The organism is Snodgrassella sp. CFCC 13594, assembly GCF_001590725.1.
Classification (GTDB): domain Bacteria; phylum Pseudomonadota; class Gammaproteobacteria; order Burkholderiales; family Neisseriaceae; genus Snodgrassella.
Genome location: NZ_LQXR01000019.1, coordinates 1 through 15,766, shown reverse-complemented (window position 1 = coordinate 15,766; position 15,766 = coordinate 1). Strand labels below are relative to the sequence as shown.

Genomic DNA, 15,766 nt, shown 5'->3' with positions numbered 1-15,766 from the left:
TCCAAGTGGTAGGTGTTAATGGTACTATAAAGTTGCCTGAAATTCTGAAAGCCTATTTATGACAGCACCTGTATTGGTCATCATCACCGGTCACAGCAAAGGCTTAGGGAAGGCGTTAGCCGAGCATTACTTGCAGCAATCTCATTGTGCGGTTTGGGGCATATCGCGACAGAAATGGCCAATCAGCTCGGCGCAATTGCATCAAACTGCTCTGGATCTGGCCGATAGTGGTCAATTGATGGCATTTTTAAAAACCAAGGCTTGGCAACGATCGATTCAGAGCGCTACTTCGGTGGTGCTCATCAACAATGCTGGTTCAGTAGTGCCTAATGCCATATTAGGTCAGCAAGATGATATGGCCATCAGCCAAGCGGTGGCTTTGAACGTGACAGCGCCTTTGCTACTGAGCAATGCGCTCATGGCACTGATGAAGCCCACACAAGATTTTCGCATAGCGCACATCAGCAGCGGTGCGGCGCGGAAGACCTATCCTGGTTGGAGTGTGTATGGTTCCACCAAAGCAGCGTTGGATCAGCATGCAGCGGTGGTGGCTGCGGAAGGTCATATCGGCGTGCGCATTGCCAGCATTGCTCCGGGCGTGGTGGATACGGGCATGCAGGAAACCATCCGAGACAGCGATCACACATCCTTTCCACTGCGTCAGCAATTTGTTGATTTACATCACCACGGTTTGCTGCAAAGCAGTGAAGCGACAGCGAAATGGATAGCGGCCATGATTGAAGATGATCGCTATGGACAGATAGTACTTCGTGATGTGCGGGAATCTCAGTAAGTTTGTGACGGGCGGCCTGAAACCCTTATAATGCGCGTTTTTAAGTTTTGATGGATGGTTATGGTCAGCGCTGAATATAATGCTCAACTACAAGAAAAAATCCGCCAAATAGAAAATTTATTTGCCGATTGTATGTTGCCGCCCATCACCGTGTTTGAGTCACCTGAGCAGCATTGGCGCATGCGCGCTGAATTTCGTATTTGGCGTGATGGAGATGAACTCAGCTACGCGATGTTTGCGCCGGGTGAAAAAGCTGGTGCGCATAACATCATCAAAATGCAGACCTTTGCAGCAGCACATCAACACATTAGCCATTTGATGCCGGTATTATTGCATGCGTTGCAAACAAATATTGTGTTGCAACAGCGCTTGTATCAAGTGGAATTTTTAACCACGCTGAATGGCAATACGCTGGTTAGCCTGATTTATCACCGCAAACTGGATGAAGAATGGCTGCAGGCTGCCCATCAACTTAGCCAGCAATTGAATATTTCGGTGATTGGACGCAGTCGCGGACACAAATGGGTGGTGGGCCAGGATTTCGTCACCGAAACCCTACAAGTGCACGACTGTGTATATACGTATCGCCAACCAGAAGGGGCTTTTAGCCAGCCCAATGCCGTGGTGTGCGAAAAAATGCTGTCCTGGGCCACAGACGCGGCACAGGGATTGGGTGGTGATTTATTGGAGCTTTATTGTGGCAATGGTAATTTTACCTTGCCACTATCTCATTGTTTTAATCGTGTATTGGCCACAGAAGTTTCGAAAACGTCGGTTCAGGCAGCCCAGATCAATATCGCGGCCAACCACATTAGCAATATCGCCATTGCGCGATTGTCTGCGGAAGAATTTACGCAAGCCTACCAAGGTGTGCGCGAATTTCGGCGCTTGCAAGAGCAAAATATTGTGTTGGCGGATTACCGGTTTTCTACCGTATTCGTCGATCCGCCGCGCGATAGATGCACAAACATTGGCTTTATTGAGCACGTTTAACCACATTATCTATATTTCGTGTAACCCAGAAACATTGCGACGTAATGTGCACACTTTGTCGACGACACATGATATCGCCAAAATGGCTTTATTTGATCAATTCCCGATGACACCGCATATGGAAGCGGGCGTGTTGTTGACAAAGAAGCCGCAAGCAGCCTTAATCAACGCTATGGCGTAAACAGGCCCGTATTTGAGAAGTTCGTTGTTTGTGTTCATTGCCAAGAAATGGGCCCACGATGCGATAACTCAATTGATTTGAGGTATGGTCGAAAGTGTCATAGTCATAACACCAAGCAAAAAAGCGGTGCACAAAATGGCATCGCTTTTGAATTTTTTGAATGCAGCCAATGATTTCTCGCCGCTGTCTGGCTCACCATGCAGAGCAATCAAGCTCCAGAAGCGGGCACTTCGATGTCAGGGAGCGACATGGCCAATACGGTTTCTTGCTGGCGTTGGCGAAATTTGGATAATGCCTGCGCCAATCGCGTGTCTTCATTGGCCAATAATGAAATGGCAAATAGCGCTGCATTGGCGGCACCCGCCTCACCGATCGCAAAAGTGGCCACAGGAACGCCTTTGGGCATTTGTACGATGGACAGCAAAGAATCTTCACCTCGCAGGTATTTGCTGGGTACGGGAACCCCCAATACAGGTACCGTGGTTTTGGCGGCCACCATACCCGGTAGGTGTGCAGCACCACCTGCACCTGCAATGATGGCTTTAATGCCTCGTTCCCGTGCATTTTCTGCGTATTCAAACATCAAGTCAGGGGTGCGGTGTGCCGATACCACGCGGGCTTCATAAGGCACATCGAATTGTTGTAAAAATAAGGCAGCTTGCTGCATCACTGGCCAATCACTGTTGCTGCCCATGATGATGCCCACTTGTGCGTTCATAATTGGAAATCCTAATAAATTAACGATTTAATTGTTGCCACGCTTGTTTTGCAGCAGCGCTGTCTGGGTATATGCCGATGAGTTTTCGCCAGGTGACCCGCGCTATGTCAGATTGTTGCATCCGCATCTGGCACTGACCAACTTGATACAGCACTTCTGCCGCTCGTGGATGGGTAGGAAAACGATTGGCAAAGCGATTGCCAATATTAATGACAGATTCACAATTATTAAGCCTGCGGTGGCTTTGCATAAGCAAATACATGCTTTCTTGAGCGGCCGCATTACCATTACCGCCACCATCCGCACCCCGCAAAGCAGTAATCACTTGTGCATACAAACCTGCTCGATACCAATTTTTTGCTTGCGCCAATACATTAGAGCTGCCTGAATGCGCTGCGGCCATTGGTTGGCGCGAGTTTGCATGACCACGTAAGCCGATCACTTGGGTCAGTGCCACTTGCTGGTTGCGCAATTCGTTCATTTGGTTTTGCAATCCGTCCAGCTGTGCTTGTATGCTTTGTAGTTGTTGTTCTATTAATTGCAAAGTAGGTGTTGGCAGCGAAGCCATTTGGGCTGAGCTGGAATGAGAATCAGGTTGGCTCATTGCGGTATTTTGGGTCAAATGTGTGCTTGGAATCTGTGCTGAGGTGGGCATTGTGCTGTTGCATGCACTCAACACCGCACCAATGAACACGATGCTTACAGACTTTATCCAACTACCGTTATTATCGTTATTATGCAGTTCCTCGCTGAGACTGGGGCAGCGAGCCCACACAGATTTAGTCATGTTTTTTTTGCACCAAAGTTAAGCCATCACCGATGGGTAGGGTAAGCACGTGAATCCGACTGTCTTGCCGCAAGCTGCGATTGAACGCATCCATGGCAGTGATGCTTGCCGATTCAATCTGATTGGGCAATGCGCTCAGTGATACGCGCCCATGCAATAACACATTGTCTATCGCAATCACGCCACCTGGGCGTACCAGGTTCAGGCAGCGTTCAAAATAAGCGACAGTGGGCCATTTGTCGGCATCAATCAAGGCCATATCGTAATGGTTGCTGAACCCATTCGCAATCAGTTCGTTTAAGGTTAATATTGCTGGCTGTAGGTGAAGATCAATTTTGTGCGCCATACCAGCTTGTTGCCAAAAATATTGGGCAATATTGGTATAAGTGACATTGATGTCGCAGGCAGTGATACGACCATGTTCTGGCATAGCCAGGGCCATTGCCGTGCTGCTGTATCCAGTAAACACACCGATTTCTAAATAAGCTTCTGCATTGAGTAGCCGTGCGAGCCAAACCAACCACAGTGCCTGCTCCGGGGCAATGGCCATTTTACCCTTTCGATGGCGCGCTGTTTCCGCTCGGATGTCTGCCAATATGGGCGATTCTGTTGGATTGATGTCGCGCAGATAGTCGATCAACCGAGGAGAAACGCCCCAACTTGTGTCACTCATGCTAAATCCATGATGAGGGCTGTGCATTGCCCATCAATCAAGAAATAGTTACTCGGATTGATAGCTGTAGCCTTTTTTGGGCAGGCTAGCCGCTTTGAAATTGGCTTCATCTTCAGGGTTGAGTGCAACATCCCACAGCATGCCACGGTGTTGTAGCTGTTTGGTTTTTTCTTCGGGATGCTCTTCAAGATAAGCGTCTAGAAATTGGGTAGTATCAGATTTATATTGGTACATGATGTGTTCTTTTGACAAAAAACAAGTGTGCGAATTATAGCGGAGCGGCCCTGTGTTGGGGAAGTGATTTCCTTTGATACTTGGGGTCAATGCTATGGATTTCTGTGGCATGTGCTGCCGATGCCCACTTTGTTTGGGTTATACTAGGCCACTTGCGGCCCTGTGCCGCCCTTTTTTGTGTATATGATAGTGTCCATTATGTTGAAAAAATGGCTGAATAAAGTTTTACCGGGAAAAGCGAAAACGGCCAAATTATCTCGGCAGGTGTTGTCTTTTAACGAGCACGGCATTCATGCGGAATCCATCAGCTTTGCGGCTGAAAAAGTGATCAAGCGACTCAAGCAAAGCGGTTTCGAAGCTTATATTGTGGGTGGCGCCGTGCGTGATTTACTATTGGGCGTGGAACCCAAAGACTTTGATGTGGCCACCGATGCACCACCAGAAGCAGTGCGTAAACTATTTCGCCGTAGCCGCATTGTAGGGCGACGTTTCCCGATTGTGCATGTGATGGTAGGTCCAGAAACCATAGAAGTCACGACTTTTCGGGGCGGGCCCGTACATACCCAAAATGAATTGGGGCGCATCATGCGAGACGTGAGTTTTGGTTCTCAAGAGCAGGATGCGCAGCGACGTGATTTTACCGCCAATGCTTTGTATTACGATCCCATTGATCAAGTAGTGGTGGATTTTCATCATGGTGTGGACGATATTCGTTTAAAAAAATTGGTGATGATTGGTGAACCTGCGGCGCGATATCAAGAGGATCCTGTCCGCATGTTGCGTGCAGCGCGCTTGTCGGGAAAATTGGGTTTTTCGGTAGAAGGGGCCACCGCCAGTGACATTATCCCGTGTGCCGATTTATTGCGTCGCGAACCGCCAGCCCGGTTATTTGATGAAATCTTAAAAATTCTGTTTTCCGGCCATGCACAAAACTGTTTACAACAGATTCATGCATTGGGCTTATCGGGGCATGTCCATCCATTGTTGGATGCGCTGGCAACCGGTGCTGATAAAACGGCCACCAACATGGCTTCACTGGCCTTAAAAAATACGGATGAGCGTTTGCGTGCTGATAAATCAGTCTCCATGGGGTTTGTTTTGGCCGCGGTATTGTGGCCGCAAGTGTTGGCTTTGTGGTTGCGCTATCAAGCACAGGGCATGCGCCCTGCGGCCGCGCTGAATGCGGCCATAGCCGATGTGCGCGCCCAAATGGATCAAAGTTGGGGCGTGCCACAACGTTATGGCATTACCATGCGTGAAATTTGGGTATTGCAGCCACAGTTTGAGGCGCGCAAGGGAACGCGGCCATTTCGTTTACTGAGTCAAGCTCGATTCCGGGCGGCGTATGATTTTTTAAGCCTGCGGGCGCAACTGGGTGAAGTACCCATGGCGTTGGTACAGTGGTGGCATGATTTTCAGGCAGCTGATCATGAGGGGCAACAACAATTGATTCAGAACGCGCCTGCCGAATCTGGTGTGCCTCAAAACCGCAAACGCCGCCGCAAACCACGCAATAAAGCGAAAGCGGCAGAGATTAGCCAAGATGCAGATTGACATGCGAACCAGCGTAATGGCAGTGATTGCCTTGGGCTCAAACTTAGATCAGCCTGCACAACAGGTTCAGGCTGCTATTGAAGCTGTCGGCTTGTTGCCAGGGGTGATTGTGCAGCATGTATCTTCACTATACCAAACCAAGCCAGTTGGCTATGCGGCTCAGCCGGATTTTGTGAATGCAGTGATGCTGGTGTCCACCACATTAGATGCACATGATTTGTTACAGGCATTGCAAAATTTGGAAAATCGCTTTGGTCGTGTGCGCAGTTTCCGTAACGCACCACGCACTTTGGATTTGGATATCGTAGATTATGGTGGCCAATCGCTTCATTCTTCTGAACTGGATTTGCCGCATCCACGGGCACATGAACGGGCATTTGTGATGGTGCCTCTGGCTCAGATCATGCCCGATTATCCGATAGGCGAGCATGGGACGGCCGTTCAATTGGCGCAGCAATTATTGCAGAACAAGCCTGATGAAGCGGTTGCGCCGCTTTAGTGCTAAAACACATTGGATACTGGGAATATTAAAGGGATAAATCATGCATTACCGCTATATTGTTGTGGAAGGTTCGATAGGCAGTGGTAAATCGGCTTTAAGCCGCCGTTTGGCACAATATTTTGATGCCATGCTACTCACGGAAGCACCCGAACGCAATCCTTTTTTGGAGCAATTTTATTTGAATGCGGCAAATCATGGTTTGGCCACTGAGTTGCATTTTTTGGTGCGCCGCTGCGAGGCTTTGAATGTGATTCAAACCGAGGATGAGCGCAATCAGCGGGTGATTGCTGATTTTTTGTTGGAGAAAGATCAGATTTATGTGCCAGTGATTCTGCGCAACGACGAGCAAACATTGTATTGGCAATTAAAACAAAAAGTGATGCCTGAGTTTCCGGTGCCAGATTTGGTGATTTATCTGGAAGCCGATGATGAAGTTTTGGAAAAACGCATTCGTAGCCGCAACGATAATATGTTGAATTTGTTCCCTGCGGGCTACTTACAACAAATTCACGATGAATATCGCCGTTTTTTCCATCTGTACCAACATGCGCCTTTGCTGATTGCCAATACCAACGAACTGGATTTTATGGGTAATGATGACCATTTTGAGCTGCTGTTGCGCACCATTGCCAATATGAAAGGCAGCCGTCATTATTTGAATTTGAGCGAATAAGCAATGCCGTTCAGGCAGCCTGAAAGGCGGTCTTGACCAAAGCAATAGCGCTGTTTAAGATAAAACCCATCAAACGCCGGTAACCGAAGCCGGCGTTTCGCTTGAAGGAAGGTAGGGGACAATGATCACGATTAATACTTTACGAGCCATGAAAAGCAAAGGTGAGAAAATCGCCATGCTGACGTGTTATGAGGCCAGCTTCGCCAGCTTGATGAATGAAGCTGGGGTGGATGTGCTGTTGATTGGTGATTCTTTAGGCATGGCGGTGCAAGGTCAAAGCTCGACCCTTCCGGTTAGCCTCCGAGATATGTGTTATCACACCGCTGCGGTGGCGCGCGGGAATCAACATGCCATGATTGTGGCTGATTTGCCTTTTGGTGCTTATCAACAAAATAAAGAGCAGGCATTTTCTGCATCTGCTGAATTGATGGCAGCCGGCGCGCACATGGTGAAATTAGAGGGTGGGATATGGATGGCGGAGACCACGCACTTTTTGCAACAACGTGGTATTCCGGTGTGTGCTCACATCGGGCTTACGCCCCAATCTGTGAATGCGTTTGGTGGCTATAAAGTGCAAGGCAAAGGCGATGCTGCGGCCGAGGCCTTGTTTCAAGATGCGCGGGCTCATGATGAAGCCGGGGCTGATCTGGTTTTGATGGAGTGTGTGCCCAGTGGTTTGGCCAAGCGAGTGACACACAGCCTTGCTTGTCCCACCATCGGTATTGGTGCTGGCGTAGATTGTGATGGTCAGGTTTTGGTGATGCACGATATGTTGGGCATCTTTCCTGGGAAAACCGCTAAATTTGTGCGCAATTTTATGCAAGGTCAAGCCAGCATTCAGGCAGCTGTGGCCGCTTATGTGCAGGCTGTGAAAGACCAAAGTTTCCCTGAAGAAGTACACAGCTTTGCCGATTGAGCTTAATAAATAATATAAAGAGTGATATCCCCGATATAGAATCAATGGTTATTGTTTGAGGCGATGTTATATCAAAAGGCTGCCTGAAAAATTTCAAGCAGCCTTTTGAGTGCATGGCATATGATTCAAAATTAATGCCCAGTCCTAAAGGTTATCCACATCTTGCTATGGCTTCAACTTGGATGAATCATCTCTTCCGGGATTACCCATTGGTCAAATTCTGCGGCGGTTAAATAGCCAAATTCAGTGCTGCTTGTTTCAAACTAAGGTTTTGCTGGTAAGCGGTTTTGGCGATTTTAGCGGCTTTTTCATAACCAATGTGGCGGTTTAATGCGGTGACCAGCATCAGTGAGTGATGAAGATTGGCGTCGATTTTTTCGCGTACTGGCTCTATCCCCTGGGCACAGCGCAAATCAAAGCTCCGGCAAGCATCGGCCAGCAAACGGATGGATTGTAAAAGGTTGAATGCCAGCACTGGCATATATACATTCAATTCAAAATTGCCGTTGGCCCCAGCCATACTGATGGTCGTGTCATTGCCGATCACTTGGGCCGCGACCATGGTCATCGCTTCTGATTGGGTTGGGTTGACCTTACCTGGCATAATACTGGAACCTGGTTCATTCGCCGGAATGGTGATTTCGCCAATGCCGCAACGCGGGCCGCTTGCCAGCCAGCGTACATCGTTGGCAATTTTATTTAAGCTGACGGCCAAAGTTTTCAGGCAGCCTGAAGCAAAAACCACGGCATCGCGTGCCGCTAATGCCTCAAATTTGTTGGGCGCCGTAACGAACGGTAATCCAGTCAGTAACGTCATTTGTTCGGCTGCGCGCTCGGCATACAAAGGGTGACTATTAAGCCCTGTGCCTACCGCTGTCCCACCTAAAGGTAGCTCATACAAACCCACCAAGCCTGCTGTAAGCGTGCCAAACTATGTTCCAATTGGCTTACATAGCCGCTGAATTCTTGTCCTAAGGTTAACGGAGTCGCATCTTGCAGGTGGGTTCGGCCAATTTTCACGATGTCTTTAAACGACTCGGCCTTTGCTGATAAGGTGTCGCGCAGGGCGCGCATGCGTGGAATCAGTTGCTGGTTGATTTGAATGGCCGCTGCAACATGGATGGCGGTAGGGAAAGAATCATTGGTGGATTGGGCGTGATTCACATGATCATTAGGGTGGACGGGCTGGTAGCTGCCGCGGGGTTGACCCGCCAGCTCATTGGCGACATTGGCGAGCACTTCATTCATGTTCATATTGCTTTGTGTACCCGAGCCTGTTTGCCATACCACCAAGGGAAATTGATCGGCCAATTCACCGGCCAAAATCTTTTCTGCCGCGCGCACAATTAAGTCGGTGCGTGTTCTGTCCAGCCGGCCCAACTCCTGATTGGTAATGGCCGCCGCTTTCTTCACCAAAGCCATGGCTTGAATTATGGCTGGTGGCAGGGTTTCTCCGCCAATATCAAAATTACGCAAGCTGCGTTGGGTTTGTGCACCCCAATAAACATGATTGGGTACGGCGATTTCGCCCATGCTGTCGTGTTCAATGCGGTTATCCATCGATTTTTTCTCCAAGGTTTACGGGTAGGCAGCAGTGGCGTGTGTTGTGATTGTTATGTGATGCAGCCGTGAGCGTAATCCCATTTGCGCTGGTGGTCTAGTCTGATGGTGTGGCTTCGGCTTGGGTCCAAGGTTGCAGTAATTCCGCCAGCCAAGTCATCAGCGCACGGGTGCGCACAGTGGCGTGTAAACGGTTGGCGTAGACCAGTTGGACAGGCATGGGATCTGGCCGAAACAGAGGCAGAACCTCAACCAATCTACCTGCTTGCAAGTCAGTAGCCACATCATAACGGGGTAGCTGAATGAGACCGATGCCCGCCAACGCTGCGGCTACATAATTCTCAGCATTGTCCACCACCAAAACGCTGTTTAGTTGGGATTGCAGTGGTTCACCCGCTTCTTGCCAAAACCAATTGGCGGTTGGAAGGCTGTGTTGGTGTTGGTAGCACACCACATCGTGCCCAGATAGATCAGCTGGCGTTGTGGGTATCCCCTTGCGCGATAAATACGCTGGACTGGCCACGTTAACCATATCAAAACACCCTAATGGCCTCGCAATTAAATTGCTTTCAGGCAGCCGGCCCACTCGCAATGCGCAATCAATACCTTCATGAACCAAATCACTAAAACGGTCAATGGCACTGATGTGTAAATTGAGTTTAGGGTGCAACGCCAACCATCTGGGCAGAGCTGGTATCACCAAACGTCGGGCAATGCGGCTGGGCATATCTATATGTAAATGGCCGCTGAGCTCCTGATTTTCTGCATGGAACAATTGTTCAATGGCGTCCATTTCTGACAATACCGTATCGGCCCGCAATTTCAGTGCTTGACCATCTTCACTGAGCCGGACCTGGCGAGTAGTGCGGTAAAAAAGGCGCACCGACAATTCTTGCTCCAATTGCTTGATGGCCAGTGAAACTGTGGCCCTTGGTAGACGCAGGCGCTCGGCAGTACGACTGAAACTGCCGCTCTGAGCAATGTGTGCAAAAACGCGCAGGCAAGTGAGTTTGTCCATGATTGTTTAGAAATTATGAATAGAGAAAACAAAAATGATGGTTTTATATAAAAATTCTGTTCAATAAAATGATGTTTGTCAATCACAACACGCAACAGGAGCATCAGCATGACAAACCCCAATATCATTCAAGGGAAAGTGGCCTTGATTACCGGTGGCGCCAAAAATTTAGGTGCGTTGTTAGCACGTGAACTGGCCCATAAAGGTGCCAAGCGGTTGCCATCCATTACCATAGCGCGGCAGCTAAGGCAGATGCCGAGTCGGTGCTGGCGGATATTCGTGCAGCAGGTGCAGAAGCCATGGCTGTGCAGGCTGATTTAACCCGAGCAAATGCCATCACGCAATTGTTTGATGAAGTGGAAAGTCGCTTCGGCAAAATCGACATCGCCGTGAATACGGTGGGCCGAGTATTGAAAAAGCCGATGGCAGAAATCAGTGAAGACGAATTTGATGACATGAGCGCGGTAAACGCCAAGTCGGCTTTTTTCTTTATCAAAGAAGCAGGGATGCGCTTGAATGAGCATGGCAAAATTTGCACATTGGTGACTTCTTTGTTGGGCGCCTACACCCCTTTTTACGCTGCATATGAGGGCTTGAAAGCGCCTGTAGAACACTTCACCCGCGCGGCCTCTAAAGAATTTGGGGCCCGTGGAATTTCAGTAACCGCCATAGGTCCAGGTCCCATGGATACGCCATTTTTCTATCCCGCAGAAGGGGCAGATGCAGTGGCCTATCACAAGACGGCTGCTGCTTTGTCGCCCTTTTCAAAAACGGGCTTGACCGACATTGCTGATATTGTGCCGTGGATTGTGTTCATGGTGAGCGAAGGTTGGTGGATGACCGGACAAACAATTTTGGTGAACGGCGGATACACCACGAAATAAGTCAATTTAATGGCTGTGTTGATGACTTGGGTCGGTTTGCTGATGTGGTCAGCACCGACCCAAGTTGTTTTTGTGTGCATTTGATGGTAAAAAAAGTTTTTCAGGCAGCCTCAAATTTAAAGGGCATCATGAATCAGTGGGATGAGCGTTACAATAAAGCGGAATACCATTATGGCGTTGAGCCGCATCGCTTTTTGCGTCGGGTTTTGCCTCTGTTGCCTAAAGGCGGTAAGGCTTTGGGGCTGGCTGAAGGTGAAGGCCGAAATGCGGTCTATTTGGCCGAGCAAGGTTTTGATGTGCTGGGTGTGGACCTCTCTGTTGTCGGCTTGAGAAAAGCTCAGATGTTGGCACATGATCGTGGCGTGAAGTTACGCACTCAAGTAGCTGATTTGGCGAAATTAGAGATGGGGCAGGCAGTTTATGATGTGGTTACGGCGATTTATGCCATTTGCCTTCTGCCATTCGCGGGCGGGTTTTGACTTCCGTACAAGCGGCACTCAAACCCAATGGCTGTTTTGTGGGTGTTTGGTACCATCCCCAACAATTGCAATATGCTACCGGCGGCCCGAAAGACATTGATATGTTGCCTACGCTGACTGATATTCAAAAAGTCATGCCAGAATTGGATTGGCTGATTGGTGAAGAGATCGTTGATCACATTGTGGAAGGCAGCGGTCACACAGGCGAATGCATGGTTGTTTATGTGTTGGGTCGTAAACGTGGCTGTTGAGCGGTGCTGTTTAAAAAATATTCATAAAAGGAGCGCAAATGGCGCATGAAGGATTGAATGCATGGGTGCGGCCCGATGATCAAGGTTTTTTTGGCGATTATGGTGGCAAAATTGAGCATCCCGCTTTGCAAGTTGCTTTGGCACAATTGGAAGCGGGCTTCCATGAAATTATTCGAGATAAGGAATTTTGTGCTGAAATGCAGCGGCTGCAGCAAACCTATGTGGGCAGACCAAGCCCGCTGTACCATGCCAAAACTTTATCGAGACGTGGTGCTCAGATTTACCTCAAACGTGAAGATTTAAATCACACTGGTGCCCACAAAATCAATCACTGTATTGGCGAAGTGCTGCTGGCCAAAAAATTAGGCAAGAAAAAAGTCATTGCAGAGACGGGGGCTGGCCAACATGGCGTTGCATTGGCCACTGCGGCGGCATTGGTGGGCTTAGCTTGTGAAATTCACATGGGCGTTGTGGACATTGCCAAAGAACATCCCAATGTATCGCGCATGAAAATTTTAGGGGCAAAACTGGTGCCTGTATCCGCAGGTGCGGGCACTTTAAAAGAAGCGGTAGACAGTGCTTTTGCTGCGTATTTGCAAGACATGGACAACAGTATGTTTGCCATTGGCTCTGTGGTGGGCCCAGCGCCTTATCCAGAAATGGTGGCTTATTTTCAATCTATAGTGGGGCATGAAGCGCGGGCGCAGTTCCAAAGCCAATATGGTGGGCTGCCTGATGAAGTCGTGGCTTGTGTGGCGGTGGATCCAATGCCATGGGTTTATTCAATGCTTTTTTAGATGATGAAGACGTGCAGTTGGTGGGTGTGGAGCCGGCGGGCGAAGGGCTAGATACCAACCGCCATGCCGCTACTATGAGCAAGGGTAAGCCCGGGGTAATTCAAGGTTTTCGTTGTTATGTGCTGCAAGATGAGCAAGGGGATCCTATGGTGGTTCATTCCATTGCTTCAGGCTTGGATTATCCGGGCGTAGGACCACAGCACAGCTATTTGAAAGACATGGGGAAAGCCCGTTATGAATCGGCCACCGATGGCGAAGCACTGGCGGCCTTTTTGGCTTTGTCGCGGGAAGAAGGCATTATCCCTGCATTAGAATCGGCACATGCAGTGCTTATGCTTTGCGCCGAGCCTCGGAATTAGACAACAACCAGCGACTATTGGTGAACCTATCAGGCCGAGGTGACAAAGACATTGATTTTGTATTGGACCAACTGAAACTTTAATGCTTTCAGTACGTTGGCCTGATTTTTAAAATCAGAAGTGTGTAGTGTTGCATGTAAAACGCTTTTACATCACAAATTCACTCTAAGGCCGGCGTGGTGATTGGTTGTTACTGTGCAGCCACACGCTTTTAGTCAATGTTCTTTAAAATAGTTTGCTTGGTGTGCAGGATGAATGCACAGGCCGCCCAGTGCAATATTATCGCTTTCATCATGTGAATAGGCTGCCTGAAACCCATCCAAAATTTGGTTTCAGGCAGCCTATTCACATGTCCAAGTCTTTAGATACAAGTCATATCAACGCGTAATTAAAGGACGCGATGATGGCGATTGCATTCAAGCCTCATCATAATCGCCATCACCTTGTCAATAAAACGGGCCAATTGCTTTCAACACCACATAATTACAGTGATTCTATTGCTTCATTAGAAGTAAATATCAACGCAATACAGCGCAGTTTGAACTGGATGGTTATTCATCATCACCCAAGCCATCCAGAAAGTCATAGGTAGGAACGTAAAACAAGCAGCCAGTGGTGGCGGTACTGAAATCGAGTAGGCGGTCGGTAAACCCTTCTTCATTGCCCTTGAACATGTGCAGCAGCATTTGCCGGGTTACAGAAAAATGGCGGGCATAACCAATAAAGAAAGTGCCGTATTCATTTTTCGATGGTTGGGCAAAGGCCACATTGGCGCGCACAATTTTTAATTCATTGCCTTGCGCATCATGAGCTTTGGAAACGTTATTGTGGGCAGTTTTGGGTTTGACTTCGTCGCTCAGTTCTACGTCATCGTATTTCCGCCGACCAATGACTTTCTCTTGTTCTTCAGTACTCAACGCTCGCCATTGATCCATGTCGTGCACATATTTTTGAATGAAGGCATAGCTGCCGCCTTTAAACGCCGGATCTTCATCGCCCACCACAGCGTATTCTGCGGCTTCAACTTCTTCTGGGTTTTCCGTTCCATCCACAAAACCAATAATGGCGCGACCATCTAAATAACGAAAGCCATGAACTTCATCAATAGGGAAAGTGGCATCGTGTAATTCTTGGTCTATTAATGATGAAAGCTCATAGCAAATATCTTGCTTATCAGCACGAATATGGAAGAATAAATCGCCTGGTGTAGAAACAGCTGTATATTTCGGTCCTTTAATGGCTTGAAAAGGCACCAGCTCCTTGGGTTTCGACTGCTGTGGAAATAAACGATCCCAAGCTTGGCTGCCAAAGCCCAAAGCGGCGTTAAAATGACAGTCTGGAAAACGTTTGCTTAAACTGCGCACCAACGCTGAGAATCCAGCGGCAAAGTCTGTTACAGCTTGTAATGCGTCTTTGTTATCCTGTATTCCCAAAACGATAAACACAGCATTCATACCGGGGGCGTGTGTCACAGGTTGTATGCGTTCAATGGCCATAGCGGGTTCCTTTACAAATTACCAATCAAGCTATTCGACACGTGCGAAACAGCCTTTCATGAAATGTTTTCATTGTTGCATTTTTTGGTAGGTATCTAAACCATTATACCTTCTCTGCTTGTTTCATCGCATCAATGATGGCAATCACCAAATTAGTATATTTCTATACCACATTAATGGTTGCCGTCGGTATCATGGCGATAGAAGAACCAATTGAGTAAGGCGGGTGTTTGCCACCGCAGCCACAATGCAGAGAAAGGGACGGTTATGTTTTTTGTGATATCACCTGCTAAAAATTTAAATGAAATACCGGAGGCCACTGTGAGTGAATACACTCAGCCGGCATTGTTGAAACGATCGGTAGAGTTGTTGCCTTTACTCAAAGCCATGGCGCCGCAAGATTTGGCAAAACTGATGGGCATATCTGACAAATTGGCTGTGTTGAATGTACGGCGTTTTGCTGAATGGCATTTGCCTTTTACTACAGAAAATGCCAAGCAGGCCGTCTATTTGTTTGATGGTGATGTCTATGAAGGTCTGCACGCAAACACCTTGCCTGAAAGTGCAATACATTATTTGCAGCAGCATTTGGGGATTTTATCTGCCTGTATGGCATTTTGCGGCCTTTGGACTTGATTCAACCCTATCGGTTAGAAATGGGTACGAAATTGGCGAATGATCGGGGAGCTAACCTGTATGACTTTTGGGGTGATCAAATCAGCTCTATGTTGAAAAAAATGATGGCGCAATCCCATGATGACGTACTGGTTAATTTGGCTTCTCATGAATATTTTAAATCTGTTCAAATGGGTACATTGCCATGCTCGGTGATTACCCCCATCTTTAAAGATTATAAAAATGGGCAATATAAAATCATCAGTTTCTATGCCAAACGTGC

At 48.2% G+C, this 15,766-nt stretch carries 15 protein-coding genes and 4 pseudogenes; 12 read left to right on the top strand and 7 right to left on the bottom strand.

Annotation, left to right across the window (positions count from 1 at the left end):
• The first annotated feature begins 58 nt into the window (after nucleotides 1–58).
• Entirely contained in the window at nucleotides 59–793 is a 735-nt protein-coding gene (locus tag A2F46_RS09985) for an SDR family NAD(P)-dependent oxidoreductase (protein ID WP_066569989.1), read from the top strand.
• A gap of 60 nt (nucleotides 794–853) precedes the next feature.
• Nucleotides 854–1,967: pseudogene (gene trmA, locus A2F46_RS09980) on the top strand (tRNA (uridine(54)-C5)-methyltransferase TrmA).
• 208 nt (nucleotides 1,968–2,175) lie between these two features.
• Here the strand turns inward: trmA and purE are convergent.
• The 4 genes from purE to A2F46_RS09960 are packed head-to-tail and all read right to left on the bottom strand — an operon-like array spanning nucleotide 2,176 to nucleotide 4,379.
• The gene (purE, locus tag A2F46_RS09975; RefSeq protein ID WP_066569986.1) at nucleotides 2,176–2,685 is read right to left on the bottom strand and encodes a 5-(carboxyamino)imidazole ribonucleotide mutase; all 510 of its coding nucleotides are present in this window, start codon (nucleotides 2,683–2,685) and stop codon (nucleotides 2,176–2,178) included.
• Between the two features lie 19 nt (nucleotides 2,686–2,704).
• Nucleotides 2,705–3,472 (bottom strand): tol-pal system YbgF family protein, encoded by a 768-nt coding sequence (locus A2F46_RS09970; protein WP_082783658.1) that lies wholly within the window; start codon nucleotides 3,470–3,472, stop codon nucleotides 2,705–2,707.
• Nucleotides 3,465–4,145, bottom strand: a complete 681-nt coding sequence (locus A2F46_RS09965; protein ID WP_066569980.1) for a class I SAM-dependent methyltransferase — start codon at nucleotides 4,143–4,145, stop codon at nucleotides 3,465–3,467. The genes A2F46_RS09970 and A2F46_RS09965 overlap by 8 nt, the downstream gene beginning before the upstream one ends.
• Nucleotides 4,146–4,193: 48 nt before the next feature.
• Nucleotides 4,194–4,379: a DUF3460 family protein gene (locus tag A2F46_RS09960; protein WP_066570017.1), complete on the bottom strand. Its 186-nt coding sequence runs from the start codon at nucleotides 4,377–4,379 to the stop codon at nucleotides 4,194–4,196.
• 198 nt (nucleotides 4,380–4,577) lie between these two features.
• On the opposite strand from A2F46_RS09960, the gene pcnB reads away from it, so the two are divergent.
• The 4 genes from pcnB to panB all read left to right on the top strand — a co-directional run bounded on the left by pcnB (nucleotide 4,578) and on the right by panB (nucleotide 8,024).
• Entirely contained in the window at nucleotides 4,578–5,933 is a 1,356-nt protein-coding gene (gene pcnB / locus A2F46_RS09955; RefSeq protein WP_066569977.1) for a polynucleotide adenylyltransferase PcnB, read from the top strand.
• Between the two features lies 1 nt (nucleotide 5,934).
• Nucleotides 5,935–6,432 (top strand): 2-amino-4-hydroxy-6-hydroxymethyldihydropteridine diphosphokinase, encoded by a 498-nt coding sequence (folK, locus tag A2F46_RS09950; RefSeq protein ID WP_066569974.1) that lies wholly within the window; start codon nucleotides 5,935–5,937, stop codon nucleotides 6,430–6,432.
• A 43-nt stretch (nucleotides 6,433–6,475) separates the two neighbouring features.
• On the top strand, nucleotides 6,476–7,108 hold the full coding sequence (locus A2F46_RS09945) for a deoxynucleoside kinase (protein WP_066569971.1): 633 nt from the start codon (nucleotides 6,476–6,478) through the stop codon (nucleotides 7,106–7,108).
• Between the two features lie 121 nt (nucleotides 7,109–7,229).
• Nucleotides 7,230–8,024 carry a 3-methyl-2-oxobutanoate hydroxymethyltransferase gene (gene panB / locus A2F46_RS09940; RefSeq protein WP_066569969.1) on the top strand — a complete coding sequence of 265 codons (795 nt, stop codon included), beginning with the start codon at nucleotides 7,230–7,232 and terminating at the stop codon, nucleotides 8,022–8,024.
• A 173-nt stretch (nucleotides 8,025–8,197) separates the two neighbouring features.
• Here the strand turns inward: panB and fumC are convergent.
• Nucleotides 8,198–9,584, bottom strand: a pseudogene (gene fumC / locus A2F46_RS09935) (class II fumarate hydratase).
• A gap of 97 nt (nucleotides 9,585–9,681) precedes the next feature.
• Nucleotides 9,682–10,602, bottom strand: a complete 921-nt coding sequence (locus tag A2F46_RS09930; protein ID WP_066569966.1) for a LysR family transcriptional regulator — start codon at nucleotides 10,600–10,602, stop codon at nucleotides 9,682–9,684.
• A 108-nt stretch (nucleotides 10,603–10,710) separates the two neighbouring features.
• Here A2F46_RS09930 and A2F46_RS12650 point away from each other — a divergent pair, with 108 nt between their 5' ends.
• From A2F46_RS12650 to trpB, 5 genes and pseudogenes are all read left to right on the top strand, one after another.
• Nucleotides 10,711–10,923, top strand: coding sequence for a hypothetical protein (locus A2F46_RS12650; RefSeq protein WP_197457637.1), 213 nt, complete (start codon nucleotides 10,711–10,713; stop codon nucleotides 10,921–10,923).
• Nucleotides 10,866–11,486: an SDR family oxidoreductase gene (locus tag A2F46_RS09925; protein ID WP_231867774.1), complete on the top strand. Its 621-nt coding sequence runs from the start codon at nucleotides 10,866–10,868 to the stop codon at nucleotides 11,484–11,486. The genes A2F46_RS12650 and A2F46_RS09925 overlap by 58 nt, the downstream gene beginning before the upstream one ends.
• Complete coding sequence (locus A2F46_RS12645) at nucleotides 11,435–11,965, top strand: bifunctional 2-polyprenyl-6-hydroxyphenol methylase/3-demethylubiquinol 3-O-methyltransferase UbiG (protein WP_197457636.1); 531 nt, start codon at nucleotides 11,435–11,437, stop codon at nucleotides 11,963–11,965. The genes A2F46_RS09925 and A2F46_RS12645 overlap by 52 nt, the downstream gene beginning before the upstream one ends.
• Entirely contained in the window at nucleotides 11,962–12,216 is a 255-nt protein-coding gene (locus A2F46_RS12640) for a hypothetical protein (protein ID WP_197457635.1), read from the top strand. The genes A2F46_RS12645 and A2F46_RS12640 overlap by 4 nt, the downstream gene beginning before the upstream one ends.
• Before the next feature lie 38 nt (nucleotides 12,217–12,254).
• Nucleotides 12,255–13,455, top strand: a pseudogene (gene trpB / locus A2F46_RS09915) (tryptophan synthase subunit beta).
• Between the two features lie 468 nt (nucleotides 13,456–13,923).
• On the opposite strand, the gene A2F46_RS09910 reads toward trpB, so the two are convergent.
• Entirely contained in the window at nucleotides 13,924–14,868 is a 945-nt protein-coding gene (locus tag A2F46_RS09910) for a Dyp-type peroxidase (RefSeq protein WP_066569964.1), read from the bottom strand.
• Between the two features lie 267 nt (nucleotides 14,869–15,135).
• Between A2F46_RS09910 and yaaA the strand changes: the two are divergent.
• Nucleotides 15,136–15,766 (top strand): annotated as a pseudogene (gene yaaA, locus A2F46_RS12110) (peroxide stress protein YaaA); the annotation flags it as partial.

Coding starts and splice junctions, on each gene's coding strand:
- A2F46_RS09930 (WP_066569966.1), bottom strand. CDS start 10,602: ATGGACAAACTCACTTGCCTGCGCGTTTTTGCACACATTGCTCAGAGC.
- A2F46_RS12650 (WP_197457637.1), top strand. CDS start 10,711: ATGACAAACCCCAATATCATTCAAGGGAAAGTGGCCTTGATTACCGGT.
- panB (WP_066569969.1), top strand. CDS start 7,230: ATGATCACGATTAATACTTTACGAGCCATGAAAAGCAAAGGTGAGAAA.
- A2F46_RS09910 (WP_066569964.1), bottom strand. CDS start 14,868: ATGGCCATTGAACGCATACAACCTGTGACACACGCCCCCGGTATGAAT.
- A2F46_RS09945 (WP_066569971.1), top strand. CDS start 6,476: ATGCATTACCGCTATATTGTTGTGGAAGGTTCGATAGGCAGTGGTAAA.
- folK (WP_066569974.1), top strand. CDS start 5,935: ATGCGAACCAGCGTAATGGCAGTGATTGCCTTGGGCTCAAACTTAGAT.
- A2F46_RS09985 (WP_066569989.1), top strand. CDS start 59: ATGACAGCACCTGTATTGGTCATCATCACCGGTCACAGCAAAGGCTTA.
- A2F46_RS09970 (WP_082783658.1), bottom strand. CDS start 3,472: ATGACTAAATCTGTGTGGGCTCGCTGCCCCAGTCTCAGCGAGGAACTG.
- pcnB (WP_066569977.1), top strand. CDS start 4,578: ATGTTGAAAAAATGGCTGAATAAAGTTTTACCGGGAAAAGCGAAAACG.
- A2F46_RS09960 (WP_066570017.1), bottom strand. CDS start 4,379: ATGTACCAATATAAATCTGATACTACCCAATTTCTAGACGCTTATCTT.
- purE (WP_066569986.1), bottom strand. CDS start 2,685: ATGAACGCACAAGTGGGCATCATCATGGGCAGCAACAGTGATTGGCCA.
- A2F46_RS09965 (WP_066569980.1), bottom strand. CDS start 4,145: ATGAGTGACACAAGTTGGGGCGTTTCTCCTCGGTTGATCGACTATCTG.